Source organism: Kitasatospora sp. NPDC032150 (assembly GCF_055579945.1).
In genome coordinates, this window is record NZ_JBVIMH010000031.1 from 38,502 (window position 1) to 62,739 (window position 24,238).

General features: G+C 71.4%; 16 protein-coding genes and 3 tRNA genes. 11 read left to right on the forward strand and 8 right to left on the reverse strand.

All coding sequences use genetic code 11. The features are described from left to right. Window positions 1-54: 54 nt before the first annotated feature. Window positions 55-1,716 (reverse strand): glucose-6-phosphate isomerase, encoded by a 1,662-nt coding sequence (gene pgi / locus ACZ5ON_RS28300; RefSeq protein ID WP_465598616.1) that lies wholly within the window; start codon window positions 1,714-1,716, stop codon window positions 55-57. 237 nt (window positions 1,717-1,953) lie between these two features. After that, entirely contained in the window at window positions 1,954-3,534 is a 1,581-nt protein-coding gene (locus ACZ5ON_RS28305; RefSeq protein WP_465598619.1) for a Na+/H+ antiporter, read from the reverse strand. Between the two features lie 311 nt (window positions 3,535-3,845). On the opposite strand from ACZ5ON_RS28305, the gene ACZ5ON_RS28310 reads away from it, so the two are divergent. Continuing rightward, window positions 3,846-3,919 (forward strand) — tRNA-Lys (locus ACZ5ON_RS28310). A 242-nt stretch (window positions 3,920-4,161) separates the two neighbouring features. Beyond that, window positions 4,162-7,395, forward strand: a complete 3,234-nt coding sequence (locus tag ACZ5ON_RS28315; RefSeq protein WP_465598622.1) for a S41 family peptidase — start codon at window positions 4,162-4,164, stop codon at window positions 7,393-7,395. A gap of 174 nt (window positions 7,396-7,569) precedes the next feature. On the opposite strand, the gene ACZ5ON_RS28320 is transcribed toward ACZ5ON_RS28315, so the two are convergent. Next, window positions 7,570-7,800: a hypothetical protein gene (locus ACZ5ON_RS28320; RefSeq protein WP_344636219.1), complete on the reverse strand. Its 231-nt coding sequence runs from the start codon at window positions 7,798-7,800 to the stop codon at window positions 7,570-7,572. A 224-nt stretch (window positions 7,801-8,024) separates the two neighbouring features. Between ACZ5ON_RS28320 and ACZ5ON_RS28325 the strand changes: the two genes are divergently transcribed. Both ACZ5ON_RS28325 and ACZ5ON_RS28330 read left to right on the forward strand, forming a co-directional pair. Further along, window positions 8,025-8,684, forward strand: a complete 660-nt coding sequence (locus ACZ5ON_RS28325; RefSeq protein WP_465598625.1) for a hypothetical protein — start codon at window positions 8,025-8,027, stop codon at window positions 8,682-8,684. A gap of 12 nt (window positions 8,685-8,696) precedes the next feature. Beyond that, window positions 8,697-9,188, forward strand: a complete 492-nt coding sequence (locus ACZ5ON_RS28330; protein ID WP_465598628.1) for a TrmO family methyltransferase domain-containing protein — start codon at window positions 8,697-8,699, stop codon at window positions 9,186-9,188. 67 nt (window positions 9,189-9,255) lie between these two features. On the opposite strand, the gene ACZ5ON_RS28335 is transcribed toward ACZ5ON_RS28330, so the two are convergent. The 4 genes from ACZ5ON_RS28335 to ACZ5ON_RS28350 form a co-directional block, all read right to left on the reverse strand. Then, window positions 9,256-11,328: a phosphocholine-specific phospholipase C gene (locus ACZ5ON_RS28335; RefSeq protein WP_465598631.1), complete on the reverse strand. Its 2,073-nt coding sequence runs from the start codon at window positions 11,326-11,328 to the stop codon at window positions 9,256-9,258. 169 nt (window positions 11,329-11,497) lie between these two features. Further along, a complete protein-coding gene (locus ACZ5ON_RS28340) occupies window positions 11,498-12,154 on the reverse strand; it encodes a pentapeptide repeat-containing protein (RefSeq protein ID WP_465598634.1) in 657 nt (218 codons plus the stop codon). 107 nt (window positions 12,155-12,261) lie between these two features. After that, entirely contained in the window at window positions 12,262-12,438 is a 177-nt protein-coding gene (locus ACZ5ON_RS28345; protein WP_465598637.1) for a hypothetical protein, read from the reverse strand. Between the two features lie 453 nt (window positions 12,439-12,891). Then, window positions 12,892-14,595 carry an ABC transporter family substrate-binding protein gene (locus ACZ5ON_RS28350; RefSeq protein ID WP_465598640.1) on the reverse strand — a complete coding sequence of 568 codons (1,704 nt, stop codon included), beginning with the start codon at window positions 14,593-14,595 and terminating at the stop codon, window positions 12,892-12,894. 373 nt (window positions 14,596-14,968) lie between these two features. On the opposite strand from ACZ5ON_RS28350, the gene ACZ5ON_RS28355 reads away from it, so the two are divergent. The 7 genes from ACZ5ON_RS28355 (at window position 14,969) to ACZ5ON_RS28385 (ending at window position 23,268) form a co-directional block, all read left to right on the forward strand. After that, complete coding sequence (locus ACZ5ON_RS28355; RefSeq protein WP_465598643.1) at window positions 14,969-15,952, forward strand: ABC transporter permease; 984 nt, start codon at window positions 14,969-14,971, stop codon at window positions 15,950-15,952. A gap of 13 nt (window positions 15,953-15,965) precedes the next feature. Continuing rightward, a complete protein-coding gene (locus ACZ5ON_RS28360) occupies window positions 15,966-16,910 on the forward strand; it encodes an ABC transporter permease (protein ID WP_465598646.1) in 945 nt (314 codons plus the stop codon). An 8-nt stretch (window positions 16,911-16,918) separates the two neighbouring features. Beyond that, the gene (locus ACZ5ON_RS28365; RefSeq protein ID WP_465598649.1) at window positions 16,919-18,955 is read left to right on the forward strand and encodes an ABC transporter ATP-binding protein; all 2,037 of its coding nucleotides are present in this window, start codon (window positions 16,919-16,921) and stop codon (window positions 18,953-18,955) included. Between the two features lie 76 nt (window positions 18,956-19,031). Then, window positions 19,032-19,105 (forward strand) — tRNA-Lys (locus ACZ5ON_RS28370). Between the two features lie 322 nt (window positions 19,106-19,427). Beyond that, a tRNA-Lys gene (locus ACZ5ON_RS28375) sits at window positions 19,428-19,501 on the forward strand. 214 nt (window positions 19,502-19,715) lie between these two features. Further along, complete coding sequence (locus tag ACZ5ON_RS28380; protein WP_465598651.1) at window positions 19,716-22,052, forward strand: transglycosylase domain-containing protein; 2,337 nt, start codon at window positions 19,716-19,718, stop codon at window positions 22,050-22,052. Window positions 22,053-22,170: 118 nt separating this feature from the next. After that, window positions 22,171-23,268, forward strand: a complete 1,098-nt coding sequence (locus ACZ5ON_RS28385) for an EamA family transporter (protein ID WP_465598653.1) — start codon at window positions 22,171-22,173, stop codon at window positions 23,266-23,268. On the opposite strand, the gene lepB is transcribed toward ACZ5ON_RS28385, so the two are convergent. Next, a complete protein-coding gene (gene lepB, locus ACZ5ON_RS28390; RefSeq protein ID WP_465598655.1) occupies window positions 23,212-24,084 on the reverse strand; it encodes a signal peptidase I in 873 nt (290 codons plus the stop codon). The two genes, ACZ5ON_RS28385 and lepB, sit on opposite strands and share 57 nt — an antisense overlap. Window positions 24,085-24,238: the final 154 nt, after the last annotated feature.

A 24,238-nucleotide genomic window follows, 5' to 3' on the forward strand; every position in this document is an offset into this window, starting at 1 on the left:
ACCGGCAGCCCCGCGGTGGGCCGCCGCGAACCGGCGACCCACTCGGGAGGACGGTCAGCGCCCGCGCAGCGAACGGTAGTTGGCCACCAGAGCCGCGGTGGAGCTGTCCAGCTGCTCCGCTCCCTCACCGGTCAGCAGCACCGGCTCGATCCGCTTGGCGAGCACCTTGCCGAGCTCGACGCCCCACTGGTCGAAGGAGTCGATGTTCCAGACGGCACCCTGGACGAAGACCTTGTGCTCGTACAGCGCGATCAGCTGGCCGAGCACCGACGGGGTGAGCTCGGCGGCCAGGATGGTGGTGGTCGGGTGGTTGCCCTTGAAGGTCTTGTGCGGGACCAGCTCGGCCGGGACCCCCTCGGCGGCGACCTCCTCGGGAGTCTTGCCGAAGGCGAGCGCCTGGGTCTGGGCGAAGAAGTTGGCCATCAGCAGGTCGTGCTGGGCGACCAGGCCGGGCCGCAGGTCGGCGACCGGCTTGGCGAAGCCGATGAAGTCGGCCGGGATGAACTTCGTGCCCTGGTGCAGCAGCTGGTAGTAGGCGTGCTGGCCGTTGGTGCCGGGGGTGCCCCAGACCACCGGGCCGGTCTGCCAGGAGACCGGGTTGCCCTGGCGGTCCACCGACTTGCCGTTGGACTCCATGTCCAGCTGCTGGAGGTAGGCGGTGAACTTGGACAGGTAGTGCGAGTAGGGCAGCACCGCGTGCGACTGGGCGTCGAAGAACTCGCCGTACCAGACGCCGAGCAGCCCGAGCAGCAGCGGGACGTTCTGCTCGGCCGGGGCGGTGCGGAAGTGCTCGTCGACCAGGTGGAAGCCGTCCAGCATCTGGCGGAAGTTGTCCGGGCCGATCGCGATCATGAGCGAGAGGCCGATCGCGGAGTCGTAGGAGTAGCGGCCGCCGACCCAGTCCCAGAACTCGAACATGTTCGCCACGTCGATGCCGAAGTCGGCGACGCCCTGGGCGTTGGTGGAGAGGGCCACGAAGTGCCTGGCGACCGCCTCGGTGCCGCTGTTCAGCTGGGTGAGCAGCCAGTCGCGGGCGGAGACGGCGTTGGTGATGGTCTCGATCGTGGTGAAGGTCTTGGAGGCCACGATGAACAGGGTCTCGGCGGCGTCCAGGTCGCGCACCGCCTCGTGCAGGTCGGCGCCGTCCACGTTGGAGACGAAGCGGACGGTGAGGTCGCGCCGGCTGTAGGAGCGCAGCACCTCGTAGGCCATCGCGGGGCCGAGGTCGGAGCCGCCGATGCCGATGTTGACGATGTTCCTGATCTGCTTGCCCGTGTGGCCCTTCCACTCGCCGGAGCGGATCCGGTCGGCGAAGGAGGCCATCTTGTCCAGTACGGCGTGCACGGCGGGGACGACGTTCTCGCCGTCCACCTCGATGACGGCCTCGCGCGGGGCACGCAGCGCGGTGTGCAGGACGGCCCGGCCCTCGGTGATGTTGATCTTCTCGCCGCGGAACATGGCGTCCCGCAGCTCGGCGACACCGGTGACCTCGGCCAGCTCCCGGAGCAGGCGCAGGGTCTCGTCGTTGATCAGGTGCTTGGCGTAGTCCACCCGGAGGTCACCGACCTGGAGTGCGTAGCGGTTGCCGCGCTCCGGGTCCGCTGCGAACAGCTCACGCAGGTGCTGCTGCCCGATCGACTCCCGGTGCTTGGCCAGTGCCGCCCACTGCGGCAGCCGGTCCAGCGGGGTACGGCCGCCGACAGGGTTCTCCGTCATCGGTTGCTCCTTGACTCATCCGGTTTCTTGGATACCGGCAGGGCCCAGCGGGGAGGGTTGCGCGAGGGTCTGGCGGTACGGGGTGCTGTGTGCGCCGACTCCGTTGACGGCCTGCCCCGGCACAGCCTACGCGTCCGACCGGCCCGTCTGGCCCGGCGTCACCTGCGCCCCGGAAACGCCGTCACCTACACGTCACCGAGGCTCCGCCGGAGCGTCACGCGGGCGTCCACCGCGGCGTCATACCCGCCTGCTGCGCAGGTCGAGGCCGCGCATCACCTGGTCGACGATCTCGGGGTCGGCGCCGACCTCACTGCGGGCTGCCAGCACCTCGCGGCGGGAAGCGGCGATCATCTCCTGCTCGACCGCGGCGGCGGCCCGCCACTGGCTGGCCCGCAGCCGGACCTCGGCGGCTTCCTCCTCCTCGTACTTCTCCGGGCAGAGTCTGGCCAACCGGTCGTGCTGGCGGTCGCGCAGCCGCTCGGCGACCTCGGGCGGCAGCCGGCGCTCCTCCTCCAGCTCGGCCAACCGGTCCAGGCCGGCCTTCGCCGCCCGCCACCACATCTCCCTGAGTTCCCGCTCGTGCCGGTCGTGGCCGGTGTCCAGGTGGAGCAGACGGACCAGCCAGGGCAGGGTGAGGCCCTGGACCAGCAGGGTGAACAGCACCACACCGAAGGCGACGAAGACGATCTCGCTGCGGCCGGGGAAGCCGCTGCCGTCGGCCAGCAGCAGCGGCACGCCCAGCGCCAGCGCGACGGTGGCCACCCCGCGCATGCCCGACCACCAGAGGACCACGGTCTCCTGCCAGCTGATCGGGGTGTCCTCCTCCCCGTGGCTGACCCGTTTGGAGATCCAGGCGGCCGGCAGCAGCCAGACCAGCCGGGCCAGCACCACGGTGGCGATCACCCAGGCGGTGTCGCCGAGCATGCCGTACCAGCGGCCCCCGACGTCGGCGAGCACGGTGGACAGTTCGAGCCCGATCAGGCCGAAGGCGACCCCCGTGATCAGGATCTCGACGATCTCCCAGAAGGCGTTGCCGACCAGCCGGTAGGAGACGTCGTCGGCGCCGGCGGCCCGGTCGGCGAGGTAGAGCGCGCAGACCACCACGGCGAGCACGCCGGACCCGTGCGCCTCCTCCGCCAGGACGTACGCGGCGAACGGGACGAGCAGGTTGAGCGCGACCTGCTCGGTGGGGTCGTCCAGAATTCCGGCCAGCCTGGTGTTGAGCCAGCCGAGTGCGATGCCGAGGACCACGGCGACCACTGCGGAGAGGATGAAGCGCAGCACCGCGTGGACGGGTGAGAAGTCACCGCTGACCTGGGCCTCGATGGCCAGCGAGTAGATCACGATCGCGGTGACGTCATTGAACAGGCCCTCGCTCTCCAGCACCGCCACCAGCCGGCGCGGCAGGCCGATGCTGCCGGCCACCGCGACCGCCGCGACCGGGTCGGGCGGGGAGACCAGGGCGCCGAGCACGACCGCTGCGGCAAGCGGAAGGGCGGGGGCCCGCCAGTGCAGGACGCCCGTGACCGCCGCCGTGGTGATGACCACCAGGGCGACGGCGAGCAGCAGGATCGAACGGATGTTGGCCCGGAAGTAGCGCACCGAGGAGCGTCTGGCCACCGCGAAGATCAGCGGCGGCAGCACCAGCGGCAGGATCAGCTCCGGCTCGACCTTCACATTGGGGATCTGCGGCACCAGGGCCATCACCAGCCCGACCACCGTCATCAGCACCGGCTGCGGAACGCCGGTCCGCCGCGCCACCGGGATGGTCACGATCGAGGCGAGCAGCACCACGAACAGCAGCGACAGTTGGTTCACCGATTCAGCATAAATCTGACAAACCGTAGTTTTCGGGTCACGCATCCGGCGCCTGCCCTTGATCTCAGGCGCGCTTCACCGTGCAGGTCGGGGCCATCCGGGGGCGCGGACGCACGGACGTGCCGCCATCGGCCTTCGGCGCGCCCGGCGGCCCCGAGGCACCGCGGCCGGCCGATTCCCACCGGCCGGTCGAGGACGGCCGGGTCCGGCGCAAGGCCGTGATCACCCCGCGGTCGGCCGGCTGACACCCGGCGTTCGGGGCCGATTAGGACTTCGGGCCGCTGACCAGGTAATGTTCTCTTCGTCAGCAGGCGCCGCTAGCTCAGTTGGTTAGAGCAGCTGACTCTTAATCAGCGGGTCCGGGGTTCGAGTCCCTGGCGGCGCACAGACAGCCGGAAGGCCCCTCGCAGCAGCGAGGGGCCTTCCGGCGTTTTCGGCGGCGGGTTCCGGTGCCGCTCGTCATCAGGCCGGGACTCCCGCCCCGAGGCGCCCTGGACGGGCCGCCCCGCCGACTTCCAACGACCGGACGGCGGCGGTCCCCTGGCGCACCGTCCACGCCGTCGGCCGACCGGAGCACGGGGAGCAGTCCCGGTTGCGGCCCGCAGCAGCCCACCGAAGCATGGAGTCGTGACCGCGCCCGGCTATCTGAGGTTTCCCCATCTGCGCGGCGGCCTGCTCACCTGCACCGCCGAGGACGACGTCTGGGCCGCCCCGCTCGCCACCGACGGCACGGTCGGCCGGGCGTGGCGGGTCAGCTGCGACCGGACCAGGGTCAGCCACCCCCGGCTCTCCCTCGACGGCTCCACCATCGCCTGGACCAGTTGGCAGACCCTCACCCCCGAGGTGTGGACCGCGCCGACCACCGGCGGCGAGGCCGTCCGGCTCACCTACTGGGGCAGCCAGGACACCCGGGTGCGCGGCTGGCTGCCGGACGGCGAGGTTCTCGCGGTCACCTCGTACCACCAGCCGTTCAGCCACTACACCTGGGCGTACGCGCTGCCGCCGGACGGTTCGCCGGGCCGCCGGATGCCCTGGGGACCGGTCAACGACGCCCAGGTCGGGGCCGAGCACACGGTGCTGCTGACCGCGGCCGCCCCGCACGAACCCGCCTCCTGGAAGCGCTACCGGGGCGGCGCCACCGGCCGGCTCTGGCTGGACCGCACCCAGCTGCTGCCCGACCACAAGGGGCATCTCGCCTCCCCGATGCCGGTCGGCGACCGGATCGCCTTCCTGTCGGACCACGAGGGCGTCGGCAACGTCTACTCCGTCCGTCCGGACGGCACCGACCTGCGCCGCCACACCGACCACGCCTCGTACTACGCCCGCGAGGCCACCACCGACGGAACCCGGATCATCTACCAGCACGCGGGCGACCTCTGGCTGCTGGAGAGCCTGGACGCCCCGCATCCGCACCGGCTCGACGTCCCGCTCGGCGGCTCGCGGGCCGGGCGCCGCTCGTACCAGGTCAGCGCCGCCCTGCAGGTCAAGGACCTGGTCTGCGACGCCACCGGCCGGGCCGCGGTGGTCACCGTGCGCGGCAGCCAGTACTGGCTGAGCCACCGGGACGGCCCCGCCAGGGCACTCGCCGACAGACCCGGGGTGCGGACCAGGCTTCCGGTGATGCTCGGCCACACCGGCCAGGTGGCCTGGGTGACCGACGCCGAGGGCGAGGACGCGATCGAGATCGCCGTACTGCCCGCGCCCGGCCGGTCCGAGGACGGCCCGGACGGCCCGTGGGCCGCCGCGCCCCGCCGGATCGCCGCCGGCCGGATCGGCCGGGCGCTCGAACTGGCCGCCACCCCCGACGGCCACACCCTGGCGGTGTCCGCCTCGGACGGGCGGCTGCTGCTGGTCTCGGCCGTCGACGGCGCCGTCCGCCAGGTGGCCGCCTCCTCCTACGGGCCGGTGAGCAGCCCGGCCTTCTCGCCGGACTCGCTCTGGCTGACCTGGTCGCAACCGGTGGCCGGGCGCTCGCTGCGGAGCATCAAGCTGGCCCGGGTGGACGCGCCCGAGCACGTCGTCGAGGTGACCGGCGGACGGTTCGAGGACGAGCATCCGGTGTTCACCCGGGACGGGCGCTTCCTGGTCTTCCTGTCCTGGCGCGGCTTCGACCCGGTGCACGACGTGCACACCGGGGACATGTCCTTCCCGCTCGGCTGCCGCCCCTACCTGGTGCCGTTGGCGGACGACACCCCGTCACCGTTCGCCGCGGCCGCGGAGGGCAGGCCCCCGGTCGGCCTCGACCCCGGCATGGCGCAGGGCGACGGCACGGTGCGGGTGGATCCGGCCGGACTCGCCTCCCGGCTGGTGGCCTTCCCGGTGATCGCCTCCAAGTACTCGGCCACGGCGGCGGTTCGCGGCGGCGTGCTCTGGCTGCGCTGGCCGATCTCCGGCGCGCTGGGGCAGACCTTCGCCAACCCCGCCGACATCTCGGGCCGCCCGTCGCTGGAGTACTTCGACCTGGCGCACGGCACCCGCAGAACCGTGGTGGACCGGCTGGACGGCTTCTCGGTCTCCGGCGACGGGAGCGCCGTCCTGGTGTACACGGGCGGTTCGCTCACCCTCCACCAGCTCGGTTCGGCCGCGCCGCCGCTCTCCGTCGACCTGCGCCGCATCACGCACACCGTGCACCCCGCCGCCGAGTGGCGGCAGTCGTACCGGGAGGCGGCCAGGATCGTCCGCGACCAGTTCTGGGACGCCGACATGTGCGGCCTGGACTGGCCCGAACTGATCGCCCAGTACGAGCCGCTACTCGAACGCATCGCCAGTCCGGACGACTTCGCCGACGTGCTCCGCGAGCTCCTCGGCGAGCTGGGCACCTCGCACGCCTACGTCACCCCGTCCCGGCGCGGCGAGGGTCCGGCGCCCGTCCAGCAGCCGTTCGGCCTGCTGGGCGCCAACGTCCACCGGACGCCGGACGGGCGGTGGGTGGTGGACCGGATCCTGCCCGGCGAGTCCTCCGATCCCCGGGCGCGCGCCCCGCTGGCCGGGTTCGGCCTGCGCGACGGCGACGAGCTGCTGGCCGTCGACGGGCGGCCGCCCGACCCGGTGCGCGGGGTGGGGCCGCTGCTGGCCGGCACCGGAGGCAGCACCGTCGAACTCACCTTCCGCAGCGGGCCGCAGCAGCAGGTACGGCGGATCGCGGTGACCCCGCTGACGGACGAGCGGCCGATCCGCTACCAGGACTGGGTGATCAAACGCCGTTACCTGGTACGGGAGTTCAGCGACGGCCGGTGCGGCTACCTGCACATCCCGGACCTCGGCGGTTCCGGCTGGGCCCAGTTCAACCGCGACCTGCGCCGTGAACTCGACCGCCCGGCGGTCGTGTTGGACGTCCGGGGGAACGCCGGCGGGAACGTCTCCGAGCTCGTCCTGGAGAAGCTCAGGCGCCGGGTGATGGCCTGGGACTTCAGCCGGGGCAGGGAGCCGGTCCGCTGGCCCAGGGACGCGATGCGCGGCCCGATGGTGGCACTCGCGGACCACGCCACCAGCTCGGACGGGGACGTCATCATCACCGCCATCAAGCTGCTCGGGCTCGGCGCGGTGGTCGGCACCCGTACCTGGGGCGGGGTGGTCGGGATGACCGGCCGGCACGTGCTCGGCGACGGGACCGCGATCTCGGTGCCGAAGAACGCGTCCTACTTCCTCGGGGGCATCGGCTTCTCGGTGGAGAACTACGGGGTCGACCCGGACGTCCAGGTGCTGCGCTCCCCGCACGACTGGGCCAAGGGCGAGCACACCGAGCTGGTCACCGCGGTCCGCATGGCGATGGACCTGCTGGAGGACCACCCCGCCACCGTACCGCCGCCGCCCGACGTGCCGCGACCGGACCTGCGGCGCCCGCCGCTACCGCCGCGCTGAAGGCTTGACGCCAGAACTTGACGCCATCAGGGGCTGGGGGGGCTCCCCGGCACATGGCACACCGCCGGGCGCGCCCTGTCCGGTCGGGTGCGCCCCCCGCTGTGCGCTGGTTGGCCGGCTGTGCGCTGGTTGGCCGGTGGGACCGGTCGGTCCCACCGGCCGGTCCTGGGCCGATCAATCCCAGGGGTCGCCCTCGGAGGTCATGTCCGAGGCGCGCCTCTCGTCCTGCTCCTTGAGCTCCGCCGCTCGCTGGGCCTCCTCGCGGGCCCGCTCGGTCTCGGCGCTGTAGGCATCGGAGGCCTCGTCGTGGGCGAGAGCCTCGCGCTCGTGGGCGAGGGCGGCGCGCTCCTGCTGGCTCTCGTGGTGCTGGTGGGCCTTGCCACGCAGCCTGTCCAAGATGCCCATGTCTCCTCCTCGGGTCCTGATCGGACAATGGGCTTCCCTTACTGTCACACTACGCCGCCGGGTATGCCACCGGTGCGACCCCGGCTCCGCGCCGCTCCGGGCGGCCCGTCTCGCCGCCGGGCGGCGCGGCGGCGGCTCTCGGGGGACGCACTGGCCCGCCTGGTCAAACGTGTTCCTTTGACAGTGGCCGCCACTCCACCGCGCAGCAGTACTTCATCGAGTCCGTGAAGCTTGCAGCCGAGGCCGGCGGCCCACCGATGGCCGCCCATGTGCTGCGGGCCATGGCACACCAGGCGATCGACCTGGGTCACCCCCAGGAGGCCGTCAACCTCGCCGCGGCATCCGTGGACGGCGACCGGTACGACCTCGCCGGCCCCCGCGAGCGGGCGCTGCTCGGCGTTGTCCACGCCCGCAGTCTGGCCGCCTCAGGCCGCAGGAACGCCGCCGCCAAAGCGCTCCTCCGCGCCGAGGACGCCTTGGCCGCCGCACACGAGGGCGCGGAGGAACCGGACCGGGTGTTCTTCTTCGGCGAGGCGAGCCTCGCCCACGAAACCGCGTGCACGCTGCGCGACATGGGTGACCTGGACGGTGCGGTACGGGAGTTCCTCCGTAGCGTCCGCACCCGGAAGGCCGCGAAGTTCACCCGGACTCACGCGGTCACACTCGGATACCTCGGATCCGTGCACATGAGGATGAACAACATCGACGAAGCTTGTGCCACCTGGTCCAAGGCACTGGACGCGATGGACGGCGTACGGTCCGGCCGCACTCGGCAGGCCGCCGTCGGCATGCGCAACCTGCTCGCCCCGTACCGGCGGCGCGGAATCACGATCACCAGCGAGGTGGACGTCCGCGCAGCCCGCCACTTGTCCGAAACAGCGTGATGAGGAGTGCAAGTGACAGATCGTGAGACATTCCAGGTCGAGCCGCTCGGCCACGTGGTCGGCGGCCGCACCGAGCCCACGGACGACTACTGGGGCGGCACCCGGGCGATCATTCGCCTGGACGGCACCCGGTTCACCCCGGAGGCCACCAGGGGGCTGGAGGACTTCTCACACCTGGAGGTCGTCTTCCGGTTCCACCTCACCGACCCGACCGACCTGAACCTGGGTGCCCGCCGGCCCCGGGACAACCCCGACTGGCCCGAGGTCGGGATCTTCGGGCACCGCAACATGCGCCGCCTCAACTGGCTCGGGGTCTCCCGCTGCCGCCTGCTCAAGGTCGACGGGCTGGATCTCCACGTCGAGGACCTCGATGCCGTGAACGGGACACCCGTGCTCGACGTGAAGCCCTGGTTCGCCGAGTTCGGCCCGCGCGGCGAGCAGCGGCAGGCCGAGTGGACGACCGCCATGCTCGCCGACTACTTCGCCCCCACCCGCGACCGGTAGCCGCACCGACACCGGCCCCCGCCCCGCGAGTCCGCGGGGCCGGGGCCGGACGTGGGCGCCGGCCGGCTCAGCCGGAGATGCTCGGGTCGCCGGTCTCCAGGTGGCCCGTGAAGCGCTGGGACCAGGTGGAGTCGGAGCTGACGGTGACGGTGAAGTCGTACCAGCCGTTGGTGTAGGCGACGGCGTTGAAGTAGTCGCTGGTGCTGCCCCCGGGCTGGACGGTGTAGGTCCAGGGGCCGTCGGTCCGGTAGGCGTTCGGGGCGATGGTGAAGGTGACCGCGCTGCTGTCGGCGTTGTCGAGCTTGAACCAGACGGCGAGCCGGCCGGTGTCGGGGGCGGGCGCGTACGAGGCGGTGACGGTGACCGACTTGCCGGGCTTGGTGGCGTCGCCCTTGAAGCGGCGCAGGAATCGGTTGGGGCCGGTGACGCTGAGGTCGTAGGGGCCGTTGCCGAAGTTGGTGCCGCAGTTGAAGAAGTCGCTGGTGTTGCCGCCCGGGTCGACGGTGTACTGCCACGGACCGCCGCCGCGGTAGGCGTTGGCGTAGGCCGCGAAGTGCGCCGAAGTGGCGCCCGGGGCGCCCTCGTTGGCCATCCTCAGCCAGACCTTCATCACGCCGCCGGAGCCGAACTCCAGGTGGTCGAGGTTGGCGTTGGGCTGGTAGGGCAGGGCGCGGGCCGGGCGGGTGCCGGGCTCCTGGGCGGGGAGCGCGTTGCTGGTCGGCGAGGGGTTGAGCTGCGGGCCGCAGGTGGCCAGGCCGATGGTCTGCGAGGTGTCCGGCAGCGAGGGCATCCCGTACACCGGGTTGGCGAAGTCGAAGACGCCGGTGAGGTCGCCGCAGACCTTGCGGCGCCAGTCGCTGATGTTGACGCAACCAGCGGGCGAGCCGATGGCCTCCGTCCAGACCTCCAGGAAGCGCAGCACCGAGGTGTGGTCGAAGACCTCGGAGCTGACCCAACCGCCGCGGCTCCAAGGTGAGATGGCTATCAGCGGGACCCGGAAGCCGAGACCGATGTTGGTGCCGTTGTAGAACTCGTCGGGAGTGCCGGACGGAGCGACCGGCGGCGGGACGTGGTCGAAGAAGCCGTCGTTCTCGTCGTAGTTGAGCAGCAGGATGGTGGAGTTGAAGACGTCCGGGTCCGCGTTCAGGGCGTCCATCACCATGTGCACGAAGTGCGCGCCGTCCTCGGGGGTGGCGTACGGGTGCTCGGAGGACTGCTGGTCGGCGACGATCCAGGAGACCTGCGGGAGGGCGCCGGCCAGCACGTCGGCCTTGATCGCGGCGGCGATGTCGTCCGGGGTCCTGCCGGTGGCCTTGGGGACGGAGCCCGTGCCCTTGACCGCCAGGGCGCTGCCGGCCGGGGCGTTCGCGAACTGGTTGAAGTACGCGAGGGCGTTGTCACCGAAGTTGTCGGCGGCGTTCTGGTAGACCTTCCAGCTGACCCCGGCGTTCTCCAGCGCCTCGGCGTAGGTCTGCCAGTGGAGCCCCTTCTCGTCGCCGCCGTCGTAGGCCGGACCGCCGGCGGTGCCCGCCGGGTCGATCATGCCGCTCCAGTGGTAGGTGCGGTTGGGACCGGTGGCGCTCAGCACGGAGCAGTGGTAGGCGTCGCAGACCGTCCAGTTGTCCGCCAGTGCGTAGTGGAACGGGATGTCGGAGCGCCGCAGGTAGCCCAGCGTGCGGACGGTGCCCTTGGCGGACACCCAGGAGTCCATCTTGCCGCCGTTCCACGCCTTGTGCTGGTCGGACCAGGCGTGCGCGAGGTCGCCGTTGCACTGGGCCTTGATCTCCGCGCTTGAGGTGGCACCGGAGTCGGCGGCGTTGAAGGCCCACGGGTACTGGCGGGAGAACAGGCCGTTGGGCTGGTTGAAGACGCTGTAGCCGCCGGCGATCTGGATGGCGCTGCGGTCGGCGAAGCCGCGGACGCCCTTGAGCGTGCCGAAGTAGTGGTCGAAGCTGCGGTTCTCCTGCATCAGGATCACGATGTGCCGGGCGTCGGTGATCGTGCCGGTGGTGCTCAGGCCGGCACCGGTGGCCGCCGCGGCGGACGGCGCGTCGGCACCGGCCACCGTTCCGGCGACCGCCGCACTCGCCGCCGCACTGGCGGACAGCGACATGAACTTCCTACGACTCAGCTCAGCCATCTGGGGCCGACCGTCCCTTCAGTCGCGATGTTGTGCACACACGTTGTGTCCACGCCATCGATCGCGCAGCATCTTTGCGCAGGTCCGGGCGCTGGGCCATGGTCTTGCAGCAAGGATTGTCGGACTGTTCAGCCTCGCTTCGTCCGGCTAAGCAGAAGTGAACGGATTGTCAGCGGTCCTTGACGGAGATGCCCAGCGCCTGAGCGAACTGCGGTGCCAGCTCGAAGAGTTGGGCCGTGGAGATGAGCGCGCCACGCAGCCCGTCCGGTCCGTCCGCGAGGCCGAGGCGGACGGCGCCGCGCAGATCCACCTGGCGCAGCCGCGCACTGCCGAACCGGACCTCCTCCAGGGTGCTGCCCGGGAACGAGACGTCGGTCAGCTTGGCTTCGCCGAAGTCGACGTCGCGCAGCAGGCAGTCCTCGAAGGCCACGTCGCGCAGCACCGCGCCGCGCAGGTTGACGGACTCCAGCTTGCAGCGGCGGAAGACCACCCGGCGCAGCGCGGAGCCGTAGGCCGAGACACCGGCGAGCACCGTGCCGAGCAGCTCGGTGTCCTGCCACTCGCTCTCGGGGACGGAGACCGCGACCCAACGGCTGTCCTGCATCCAGACCTCGTTGAACCTGGCCTGGCGGAGCTTCACGCCGCTGAACTCCACGCCGGTGAAGGCGCACTCCAGGAAGCTCGCGCCGCCCGCGGCCTGGTCCTGGTAGCAGCCGCCGTCGAAGTGGACGGTGTCGTAGCGCCCGTCCTCGCCGAGCGGGCCGGTGTGCGGGCGGAGCAGGTGCCCGTACGGCAGGTCGGAGAGCTTTTCACGGGCGGAGGGCATGGCGCCTCTTCTCCTCGGAACGACGGAACGACGGAACGACGGAACGACGGAACGGGCCATGCTCGCACGGCCCGCCGACAAAGCACCGAAAACGCGGCGCACAGGCCTCAGCGGCCCCGCCGAGCGCTGAGGGTGCTCCCCGCGGCCACCGCGGCGGCGGTGACCAGCCCGGCCGCGAGGACGCCGTTGCCGCCCGCAAGGGTGCACAGCAGCGTGCCCGGCGCGGCGACGGACAGCACCAGTCGGGCCGCCCGTGCTTGACGTGCCGGACGTGCAGCAACCACACCGCGGGCAGGTGGAGCGCCGCGGGCAGGTGGAGCGCCGCGGGCACCGTCGATCAGCGCTGTCCGGTTCGGTCAGCGTGATCCTGGCACCCCGAAACGGGCGGCGCACGCACTGCTGCGGCACGCCGTATGGGCTGGTTCCAATCGTTTTGCCCTGGTGTCAGCGACAGTTGACGGCGCAGTGCGCGAACCGGGTGACAGCTCGCCGTCTCCCGGGCGTGCCCCGTGGAAGCTGCCCGGTCCGCTCCGAGCGGCCGGATAGATTCCCTCCCAACGTTGGGACGGGACGACACGGGCGGTCTGCGAGCAACGCGGAAGGTCAAGGCCGATGGCGAGACTTGGGGGCGGAGCCACCGTCCTCCCGCGTCCGCACCATCGACCCCGTGATCACCGCGCTGCTCGCCAGCTCCGCCTGCCGTTCGCCAGGCTCTCGACCGGCCCGGCGGCGCCGGTTCACTTCAACCAGCCGATCTTGGTGATGTCGGGATTGGCGAGGCTGCTGGCCCCTTCGTTGGCCAGGTCCTTGCGGACGGCCAGGATGCTGGGCCGCTGGTAGATCTCGATGGTGTGGCCGAGCTCCCAGATCTTGGCGTCCGCCTCGTTGTAGAGCTTGTCGGCCTCGGTCTTGTCCAGGGTGGCGGCAGCCTTCTTCAGCAGCGAGTCGATCTCGGGGGTGCTGAGCTTGGAGAAGTTGCCGAACACGTTGTCGCCCTCGGGCGCCCGGAAGTTGGTGACGCCCTGGGAGAGCGGGAAGGAGTCGGTGTTCCGCCAGCTGGCCAGGTCGAACTTGCCCTGGTCGATGTACTTGGCGAAGTACTCCTTGCTGGACACCTTGTCGATGTCCATCTTGATCCCCACCTGCTGCAGCATGTTCTGCACCGCGGAGACCATGTCCAGCTGCTGCTGGGTGCCGCCGTCGCTGACCACGAAGTGCAGCTCCAGCGACTGGCCGTCCTTGGTGCGCGGCTGGCCGGCCGCGCCCTCCTTCCACCCCGCCTTGTCCAGCAGCTGCTTGGCGACGTCCGGCGAGTACCTGGCCCAGTCGCCCGAGTTGTTCCGGTAGCCCGCCTGGTTGAGCATGTAGAGGTGGTTGTCCAGTTTCTTGAACTGGATCGGCATGCCCTGGTTGACCACCTTGATCAGCGCGTCGCGGTCGATCGCCCGGCCGATCGCCTGACGGAGGGTCTGGTCGGCCAGCGCACCGTTGCCGCCGAAGGAGATGTGCACCTCGTCCCACGGGGTGCCGGTGCTGATCCGGGTGCCCTTGGCGTCCTTGAGCTGGTCGTACGCGGTCGAGGTGCTCGCCGGGGCCTCGTCGATCTCGTTGTTGAGGTAGGCCTGGGTCATCGCGGGGTAGTCCATCGCCCGATAGGTGATCTTGTCCAGCTTGGCCGGAGTGCCCCACCAGTCGGGGTTGCGCACCAGGGTGATGGTCTGGGCGCTCTTGTCGATGCTGCCGATCTTCATCGGCCCGCCGAAGACGGCGACCTTCTCGACCGAGCCGGTGTTGAACACGTCTGCGGTGGCCAGCATGGAGGCCGGCACCAGCGGGTTGAACAGGTTCTGCCAGTCCGCGTACGGGGTGCTGAAGGTGACCTTGACCTCCTGGTCGTCCGCGCCCCTCTCCACACCGGAGATCTGGTCGTAGCCGGAGGAGTCCGCGATGTTGTACCCCTGGGCCTTGCCGTTGGTGGACTGCCAGACCGCCTTGAAGTCCTGGTAGGAGATCGGCTTCCCGTCGGACCACTTGGCCTTGGGGTTGATCTTGTACGTCACCACCTGCGGTGAGGTGGAGGTGAGTTCGGCCGAGACCAGGTACTCCGGCACCGGATGGAAGACGCCCTTGGCGTCGGTGCGGAAGATCTTCGCCTCGACGTAGCCCATGATGTCGACCGCGTCGCCGTAGCGGCCGTCCACCTGGTACGGGTTCCACTGGGTGATCCACTGCGGCACGGCCACCCGCAGCTCGCCACCGTCCTTGATCTTGTCCAGCGGCTGGGCGTTGATGTCGTCGGCGTCCTGGACGGGGGCGACCGTCTTGGCCACATCACCGGTGGAGCCCGAGCCACCGGAGCTGCAGCCGGTGACGGTCAGCGCCAGGGCGATCGCGGCGACGGCGGCCCGGCCGAGGCCGCGGGCGGTGGTGGATGCGTCCATGAGGGGTTCCCCCGGGGAGTCTTCGAATGATTGGGCGCGGCCGGGCATGGCAAGCCTTGAAGGTGGGCAGCCAACTCGGGCGTCCAGTGAGGAGGAACGTAACAGGCGATCAACTCGGCCACCAGAGGGGCGCGTTGGCGGCTGATCGAATCGCAATGGACCGAAACACTGCCGCAATACTCCGTAAGCACCGGCCTGCAAGACTCTGACCTGCGGCTTCCCCCGCCAGGCTGAAGCCGCGGGCGCCGCACCCTCTGGACGACCGACCGCATCTGCCGTACAACTGCTGCGCGAAAGTGCGTCAAGTCCCCGCTCACCGAAGGCCATTGATCATGCACAGCAGGCTCCCGAACGGCATCCCCGGTGGTGGGCGGTGATCCGCTACCTGGTCAAGCGCCTGGGGTACTACGTCGTCCTGCTGGTCGTCGCGGTCTTCCTGGCGTACGCGCTCTCCAGCGCCGCGCTCGGCCCCAGGACGTACTTCGAGGCCAAGCAGCCCCGCCCGTCCGCCGCCTCGGTGGACCGGCAGTTGACCGAGCTGAACATCAACGACCACACCCCGGTGGTGGAACGTTTCGGCACCTGGGCGGGCGATCTGGTGCTGCACGCCGACCTCGGCCGGACCATCCACAACACCTCGGTCAACGCCGAGTTCGGGCGCCGGCTCCTGGTGTCGCTGCGGCTGCTGCTGATCGGCAGCCTGCTCGGGATGCTGCTCGGCGTGGCGGGCGGCGCCTGGAGCGCGATCCGCCAGTACCGGATCTCCGACCGGGCACTTACCCTGTTCTCGTTCGTGCTGCTCTCCACCCCGGTCTTCCTGGTGGCCCTGCTGCTGAAGAACGGCGCCATCGCCGCCAAGGACGCACTCGGCCACGAGGTCGTCCCGTTCACCGGGTACGAGACCCCCGGGCTGACCGGCGGGATCGGGGCCCATCTCGGTGACTGGGCGCTGCACCTGCTGCTGCCCACGCTCTCGCTGGCCCTCGGCGGGCTGGCGATGTACAGCCGCTACCAGCGCGGCACCATGCTCGACGTGCTCGGCTCCGACTACCTGCGCACCGCCGAGGCCAAGGGCCTGACCCGCAGCCGGGCACTGCTCAAGCACGGGCTGCGCACCGCGATCATCCCGATGTCGACCATGTTCGCCTACAGCTTCCTGGGCATCTTCACCGGCGCGACCTTCACCGAGACCATCTTCGGCTGGCACGGCATGGGCGAGTGGTTCATCCAGGCGATCAACGAGCAGGACGTCAACTCGGTGGTCGCGGTCAACCTGTTCGCCGCCGTGGTGGTGCTGGCCTCGGGCTTCCTCGCGGACCTGCTGCACGCCGCGCTCGACCCGCGCGTACGGTCCTGAGGAGCCGATCGACATGACCGCCGTCTTCGCCGACAACCCTCCCCTCCAGGCACCCGAGGAGGCCGCTCCCGCCGGCCGGCTCAGACTCGTCATGGGCCGGATGCTGGCCGCACGCGGGGTGCTGGTCGGCTGCGCCATCGTGCTGCTGCTCTTCCTGCTGGCCTTCGGCGGCCCGTACCTGACGCCGTGGAACTACGCCACCCCCGACTACCTGGCGATCCGCCAACCACCCTCCGGGCAGCACTGGTTCGGCACCAACGGCCTCGGTCAGGACGTCTTCGCGCAGACCGTGCGCGGCCTGCAGAAGTCACTGATCATCGGCCTGCTGGTGGCGCTCTGCTCCACCGTGCTGGCCTCACTGGTCGGCGCCTGCGCCGGCTACTTCGGCGGCTGGACCGACCGCGCGCTCACCTTCCTGGTGGACCTGATGCTGGTCTTCCCCAGCTTCCTGATCATCACCATCGTCTCGCCCAAGCTTCGCGGAGCCGGCTGGATCGCCTTCGTCGCACTGCTGGCCGCCTTCAACTGGATGATCACCGCCCGGGTGGTCCGCTCGATGACCCGCTCGCTGGGGGAGCGGGAGTTCGTCCGGGCGGCCCAGTTCATGGGGGTCAAGCCGCTGCGGATCATCCTGCGGCACATCCTGCCGAACGTCGCCTCCTTCCTGATCACCGACGCCACCATCGCGGTCGGCGGCGCCGTGATGAGCGAGACCGCGCTCTCCTACTTCGGCTTCGGCGTCCGCGCCCCGGACGTCTCGCTCGGCACCCTGCTCGCCGCCGGAACCGACCAGGCGCCCGTCTACCCCTGGCTGTTCTACTTCGCCGCCGGGCTGCTGGTGCTCTTCGTCCTGGCGGTCAACCTGATCGGGGACGGGCTGCGCGATGCCCTGGACCCGACCTCGGAAGGGGCCCGCGAGCCCCGCAAGTCCCGTCGCACCCCCCGGAGCAGCAAGTGAAGGCGGCCGTGGAAACGGACCTGCTCAACGTCGACGGCCTGACCGTCGAGTTCAACGGCACCCCGGCGGTGCGCGGAGTGGACCTGCGGCTGCGGCGCGGCGAGACCCTCGGCATCGTCGGCGAGTCCGGGTCCGGCAAGTCCGTCACCTCACTGGCGGTCCTCGGCCTGCTGCCGTCCACCGCGACCGTCGGCGGCTCGGTCCGGCTGGACGGACGCGAGCTGCTCGGCCTGCCCGCAAAGGAACTGGCCGCGATCCGGGGCCGCCGGGTGGCGATGGTCTTCCAGGACCCGCTCTCCGCCTTCACCCCGGTCTACCGGATCGGCGACCAGATCGTCGAAGCCCTGCGCATCCACCAGGACCTGGACAGGCCGACGGCCCGCGGACGGGCCGCCGAACTGCTCGACCTGGTCGGCATCCCCTCCCCCGAGCGCGCGCTGGACAGCTTCCCGCACGAGTTCTCCGGCGGTATGCGCCAACGCGCGATGATCGCGATGGCGATCGCCAACGACCCCGACATCCTGCTCGCGGACGAGCCCACCACCGCCCTGGACGTCACCATCCAGGCCCAGGTGCTCGACGTGCTGCGCACCGCGCAGCGCGAGACCGGCGCGGCACTGGTCCTGGTCAGCCACGACCTCGGCGTGATCGCCGGGATGGCCGACCGGGTCGCGGTGATGTACGCCGGGCGCGTGGTCGAAACGGCAGGCGTGGACGAGCTGTTCGCCCGCCCCAGGCACCCGTACACGCTCGGACTGATCGGCGCGGTGCCCCGGCTGGACGGCGGCGGCGGCCCGCTGGTCCCGATCCCCGGCAGCCCGCCGTCGCTCGCCGCCCTGCCGCCCGGCTGCCCGTTCGCGACCCGCTGCCCGCTCGCCGATGACCGCTGCCGCACCGCCGAACCGCCGCTGAGCGGCGCCGACGGCCACCTCGCGGCCTGCGTCAAGGCCGAGGAGCTGGCCGAGCGCGCCCCCGCGCCGAGCGAGGTCTACCCGGTGCCGGAGCTGCCGGTCGGACCGGCGGACCCGACGGCCCGGGACGAACGCGAGCCGGTCCTGCGGGTGACCGGACTCGCCAAGACCTTCCCGGTGCTCAAGGGCAGCGTCTTCAAGCGGAAGATCGGCGAGGTCTACGCCGTGGACGGCGTCGAGCTGGACGTCCGGCGCGGCGAGACCCTGGGTCTGGTCGGCGAGTCCGGATCGGGCAAGTCCACCACGCTCTTCGAACTGCTGCGCCTGGCCAGGCCGGAGGCCGGCACCATCGAAATCCTCGGCCAGGACACCGCACGGCTCGACCGCGCGGCCGCGCACCGGCTGCGCTCCGACATCCAGATCGTCTTCCAGGACCCGATGGCCAGCCTGGACCCGCGGATGCCGGTCTCCGACATCGTCGCCGAACCGCTGCTGGCCCAGGGCGCCTCCCGCGAACTGATCGGACGGCGGGTGCCCGAACTGCTCCGCCAGGTCGGACTGGAGCCGGCGCACGCCACCCGCTACCCGCACCAGTTCTCCGGCGGGCAGCGGCAGCGGATCTCCATCGCCCGGGCGCTCGCGGTCCGGCCGCAGCTGCTGGTACTGGACGAACCGGTGTCGGCGCTGGACGTGTCGGTGCAGGCCGGCGTGCTCAACCTGCTCCAGCAGCTCAAGGCGGAGCTGCGACTCGCCTACCTCTTCGTCTCGCACGACCTGTCGGTGATCCGACACCTCTCCGACCGGGTCAGCGTGATGTACCTCGGGCGGACGGTCGAGTCCGGCGCTGTCGCGGAGGTGTTCGAGCGGCCCCGGCATCCGTACACCCGGGCCCTGCTCTCGGCCGTCCCGCTGCCCGACCCCGCCGCCGAACGCGGTCGTGAGCGCATCCTGCTGGCCGGCGACCCGCCCTCTCCCACCGAGCGGCACACCGGCTGCCCCTTCCGGGCGCGCTGCCCCGTCTACGCCGCCCTCCCGGCCGACCGCCGCGGACACTGCGAGACCGAGCCCCCCGCACTCGCGGCCGCCGCCGGGGGCCGGGACCACGCCGCCGCCTGCCACTTCCCGGACATCTGACGCTCGACCGACGGTGACCGACCGATCACGATTCGGAGATCCGGGCGAAGTCGCGTAGAGTCTTCCACGTCAGCAGGCGCCGCTAGCTCAGTTGGTTAGAGCAGCTGACTCTTAATCAGCGGGTCCGGGGTTCGAGTCCCTGGCGGCGCACAGACAGCCCGAGGGCCTCTCCGTTTCGACGGGGAGGCCCTCGGGCGTTTCGGCATTCCGATCACGCCTCCGCGCGTCGGCCACTCGCCGACCCATCGCCCCGGCCTCCTGGGCCGCCCCGCGGTTCGGCACCTCCTCCAGCCCCCCCCACCCCGGCCGGCCAGGGGGAGGGTGAGCCGCGCCACATCCGAACACCCGAACCCGGGACAACCGGGCCGACAGCCACCCCAATCAGGGACAACCCGGACATTCGTTGCCATGTGGCCAGGCGGACCGATTCGGAACACCCGCACGAGACGTGTATTGTTTTCCCTGTCAGCAGGCGCCGCTAGCTCAGTTGGTTAGAGCAGCTGACTCTTAATCAGCGGGTCCGGGGTTCGAGTCCCTGGCGGCGCACAGACAGCCCGAGGGCCTCTCCGTTTCGACGGGGAGGCCCTCGGGCGTTTCGGCATTCCACCGCCACCCCGGAGCCCCCGGTTACACGATCGTGAAACAAAACAGGACAAAGGTCCCTAACGGCACACAGCGGCATCAGGCAGGCTGAATCGGTCTGCCGTCCGTCCCAGATCGCGTGAGCAACCGTCACCGGGCTCGCCGGAAAGGCGCCACGTTGCCGCGCATATCGCCCACCGGCCTCCGCCCGCTTCCGCTCGCCCGTCGCACCGGCCGCCTGCCCCGGCGCCCCCGCCGGACCGGATGGCGCCGGCTGGTACCCACCTGGCGGCTGACCCTGCTCGGCCTGGTGACCTCCCTCCTGCTCGGGGTGGGCCTGTTCACGCTCGGCATGATCGTGGTCAAGGTCCCGGACGCACACGCCGCCGCGACCGCGCAGAGCAACACCTGGCTCTACCAGGACGGCACCCTGATCGCCCGCACCGGCCAGACCAACCGGCAGAACGTGGGCCTCGACAGGGTCTCCCCCGCCGCCCAGCACGCCGCCCTCGCCGCCGAGGACCGGAACTTCTACCACGAGGGCGCGGTCAACCTGAAGGGCCTGACCAGGGCCGCGTTCAACACCGCCACCGGCAGCGCCACCCAGGGCGGTTCGACGATCACCCAGCAGTACGTCAAGAACACCTACCTGACCCAGAAGCAGACCATCAGCCGCAAGGTGAAGGAGCTCTTCATCTCGCTCAAGGTGGACGCCACCCAGAGCAAGGACGAGATCCTCGCCGGCTACCTCAACACCTCGTACTACGGCCGGGGCGCCTACGGCATCCAGGCCGCGGCCCAGGCGTACTTCGGCGTCGACGCCAGTCAGCTCGACGCGGCCCAGGGCGCGTACCTCGCCACCCTGCTGAACGCGCCGAGCGCGTACGACGTCTCGACCGCGACGCCCAAGGGCAAGCAGGGCGCCATCGACCGCTGGAACTACGTGCTGGACGGCATGGTCCAGCAGAACTGGCTCACCGCCGACCAGCGCGCCGCCGTCACCTTCCCCCAGGTGCGGGGGCCGAAGAGCGCTCCCGGCCTCTCCGGCCAGGCCGGGTACCTGGTCGGCACGGCCACCGACTACCTGACCTCGCACGGCATCGTCACCGACGCCGAACTCGCCCGGGGCGGCTACACCATCACGCTGACCGTCGACGCCGGGCGCGAGCAGGACCTGCAGGACGCCGTCCGGCAGCAGCTCACCGACAACCTCTCCCCCGACGAGCGGAAGAAGGACGCGAACGCCCAGGCCGGTGCCGCCTCGGTGGACCCGAAGACCGGCGCGGTGGTGGCGCTGTACGGCGGCAGCGACGCCACCAGGCACTGGGTGGACAACGCCACCCGGCAGGACTACCAGGCCGGTTCGACCTTCAAGGCGATCGCGCTGGCCGCCGCCCTGGACAGCGGCGCCCGCACCCAGAACGGCGTCCGGATCAGTCCGGACACGCTCTACGACGGCACCAGCGGCCGCCCGGTGGTGGGCGGAACCGGCACGCCGTACGCCCCGCCGAACGAGGGCGGCACGGACTACGGCCGGATCACCCTGCAGCAGGCCACCGACTGGTCGGTGAACTCGGTCTTCGCCCAGCTCGCCCAGGACACCGGGCTGGAGAAGGTCCGGCAGACCGCCGTCGCGCTGGGGCTGCCCACGGACACCCCGGGTCTGGCGGCCCACCCGTCGATCCCGCTCGGTACCGCCACGCCCAGCGTGCTCGACATGGCCGGGGTGTACGCCACCCTGGACAACGACGGCCAGCAGATCACCCCCTGGATCGTGAAGTCGCTCGAACACGAGGGCGATCAGGTCGAGCTGCCCGCGCCCAAGACGGCCCAGGCGATCGGCAAGCGGACCGCGCAGGCGGTCACCACGATGCTGCAGGGCGTGGTGAGCGACCCGGGCGGCACCGGCTACCGCGCCCAGGCGCTCGGCCGGCCGGTGGCGGGCAAGACCGGCACCACCGACGACTCCAGGTCGGTCTGGTTCGTCGGCTACACGCCCGAACTGGTCACCTCCGTCGCCCTGTTCGGCCAGGACCCCGCCACCGGCGCCCAGGTCACCCTGGACGGGGTCGGCGGTGTCCCGGCCGCGGCCGGCGGCAAGTTCCCGACCCAGGTGTGGACCGCCTACATGAAGTCCGCCCTGGCCGGGCAGCCGATCAGCGACTTCGACGGGTCCTCGGCGGACAACCCGCTGCTCTCCGGCCCCTCCGGCGGTTCGGCCGCCGCGGCGACGCCGTCGGGCGGCACCGCACCGGGGACGTCCTCGCCCTCCGCGTCCACGCCCTCGGCCACCGCCTCCCCCACCGCGACCCCGAGCGGCTCGGGCGGCTCGGGCGGCGACGGCACTCCCTCCGGCGGATCCTCGCCGACCTCCCGGCCGACGGCCACCCGGCCCGCGCCGACCCGCACGGCGACTCCCGGGCCGAACCCCACGACCCAGCCGAGCACCGCGCCCACCCAGCCGGCGCCGGGCCCGACCGGACAGCCGGTCGGCCGGTCGCAGAGCGTCGGATAGCCCCGGGCGACGGCCCCTGAACCGGCAAGCGACAACCGGTACAGGAACCGCCCAAGACCAGGACCAAAAGGCGAGATAGCACCTTACAAAGATCGCCACCAGCTGACACAATGCCCCGGTGTACAGCTCTACGTCCGCCGACGGTGCCACAGCCAGAAGGCTCGGGCTCCCGCTCGCACTGGTCTCCGCCCTCTCCTTCGGCGGCTCCGGCACGGCCGCCAAGCCGCTGATCGAAGCGGGCCTGTCACCGGTGCACGTGGTCTGGCTCCGGGTCACCGGCGCCGCACTCGTCCTGCTCCCGCTCGCCTACCGGCACCGGCGGGCCCTCCGGGAGCGCCCCGGCCTGTTGGTGGGCTTCGGCCTGCTCGCCGTCGCCGGCGTACAGGCGTGCTACTTCGCCGCGATATCCCGGATCCCGGTCGGGGTGGCCCTGCTGATCGAGTACCTGGGCCCGCTGCTGCTGCTCGGGTACGTCAAGTACGTCCAGCGCCGGCCGGTCACCCGGGCCGCCATGATCGGTGCCGGAGTCGCGGTGGCCGGCCTGGCCTGCGTGGTCCAGGTCTGGAACGGCCTGGCCTTCGACGCGCTCGGCGTGCTGTTCGGCCTGGCCGCGGCCTGCTGCCAGGTCGGCTACTTCGTGCTCGCGGACGCCGGCCGCGAGGGCGACCGCCCGGTCGACCCGATGGCGGTCAGCGCGTACGGACTGCTGATCGGCGCCATCGTGCTGACCGCGGTCACGCGGCCCTGGGAGGCCGACTGGAGCATCCTGGGCGGACGGGTGGTCATGAACGGGTTCAGCCTGCCCGCCCTGCTGCCCGCGGCCTGGATGATCCTGGTCGCGACCGTGATCGCCTACCTGACCGGGGTCGCCTCGGTGCAGCACCTGTCCCCACCGGTCGCCGGGGTGGTGGCCAACCTGGAGGCCGTGGTCGCGACGGTGGCCGCGTGGGTGCTGCTCGGCGAGCGGCTCGGCACCCCGCAGCTGGTGGGCGGCCTGCTGGTACTGGTCGGCGCCTTCGCCGCGCAGACCAGCAAGCCGGCCGCTCTGGAGACCGCCGAGGCCGTCGAGACCGCCGAGGCCGGTAGCCCTGCCGCCGCTCCGGCCGGGGACCGCACGGGCGGAACGGCGGCAGTCGGCAGCGCCCCGCTGGCGTCAGTGTCAGTTGCCGGTCCAGCCGAACCAGTCGGCGTGGCCGAGCGGCCAGATCACCGCTGACACCGGGCCGACCACGTCGGCCACCGGCACCGCGCCGCCGCCCGGCCCCTCCTGGTGGTACCGGGAGTCGGAGGAGTCGCTGCGGTGGTCGCCCTCGACCCAGACGTAGCCGCTGGGCACCGTCACCGGGCCGAAGTCCAACCCCTCGCAGGAGTCGTTGCCGGGGTGCAGGTAGGGCTCCGACACCGGCCTGCCGTCCACCCGCAGCGTCGAGCCGTTGCACTGGACGGTCTGCCCGCCGGTCGCGATCACGCGCTTGACCAGGTATTTGTCGCTCTTGGGCGGCAGCAGGCCGACGAAGCTGAGGGCGTCCCCGACCGCGCCGGAGGTCAGGCCGGTGTCGGTGGTCTGCGCGGGCAGCCAGCCGCCGGGGTCCTTGAACACCACCGGCTCACCCGGCTTCGGTTTCCACCCGAAGAGGGAGACCGCCTTGTTGACGGCCACCCGGTCGCCGATCCGCAGCGTGTTCTCCATCGAACCCGAAGGGATGGTGAACACCTGGAACAGGCAGGTCTTCACGAGCAGCGCCACCAGCAGGCCCACCACCACCATCACCGGCAGCTCCACCCACCACGGCCAGCGCCGGCGCGGCGGGCGGGTGCGGCGCACCGGGCGGAGCCGACGGCCCTCCTCGGCGGACCGGCCGTCCTGCGGAGCGGCCGCGGCCGCCCGTGCTCCCGCGCTCACCGGCCGGACCGCCCGTGAGCCGACCGCGAGCGCACCGGCGGCACACCGCCACCGCGCGCACGGCACCGCGCGTCCTCGCGCCGGTGCCGCCGCCCGGTACTCCAGGCCTTGCTCTGCCGTGGTGTGCATGCCACCGCCGGACCACCTCCAGGGGAGTGGGGGAAGACAGCACGCTAACGCCGTCCGGGAAGCGGCGGGAAATCAGGCCTTTAGCCGGCGCTCACGCGGCCGGCCCCGATACGGGCCCGCGGCCCTCCCGGCCGGACCCGTCCGACCGGCCCTG

Bases quoted from the DNA above. Each gene is read 5' to 3' on its own strand.
- pgi (WP_465598616.1), bottom strand. From the start codon at position 1,716: ATGACGGAGAACCCTGTCGGCGGCCGTACCCCGCTGGACCGGCTGCCG.
- ACZ5ON_RS28340 (WP_465598634.1), bottom strand. From the start codon at position 12,154: ATGCCCTCCGCCCGTGAAAAGCTCTCCGACCTGCCGTACGGGCACCTG.
- ACZ5ON_RS28360 (WP_465598646.1), top strand. From the start codon at position 15,966: ATGACCGCCGTCTTCGCCGACAACCCTCCCCTCCAGGCACCCGAGGAG.
- ACZ5ON_RS28320 (WP_344636219.1), bottom strand. From the start codon at position 7,800: ATGGGCATCTTGGACAGGCTGCGTGGCAAGGCCCACCAGCACCACGAG.
- ACZ5ON_RS28335 (WP_465598631.1), bottom strand. From the start codon at position 11,328: ATGGCTGAGCTGAGTCGTAGGAAGTTCATGTCGCTGTCCGCCAGTGCG.
- lepB (WP_465598655.1), bottom strand. From the start codon at position 24,084: ATGCACACCACGGCAGAGCAAGGCCTGGAGTACCGGGCGGCGGCACCG.
- ACZ5ON_RS28350 (WP_465598640.1), bottom strand. From the start codon at position 14,595: ATGGACGCATCCACCACCGCCCGCGGCCTCGGCCGGGCCGCCGTCGCC.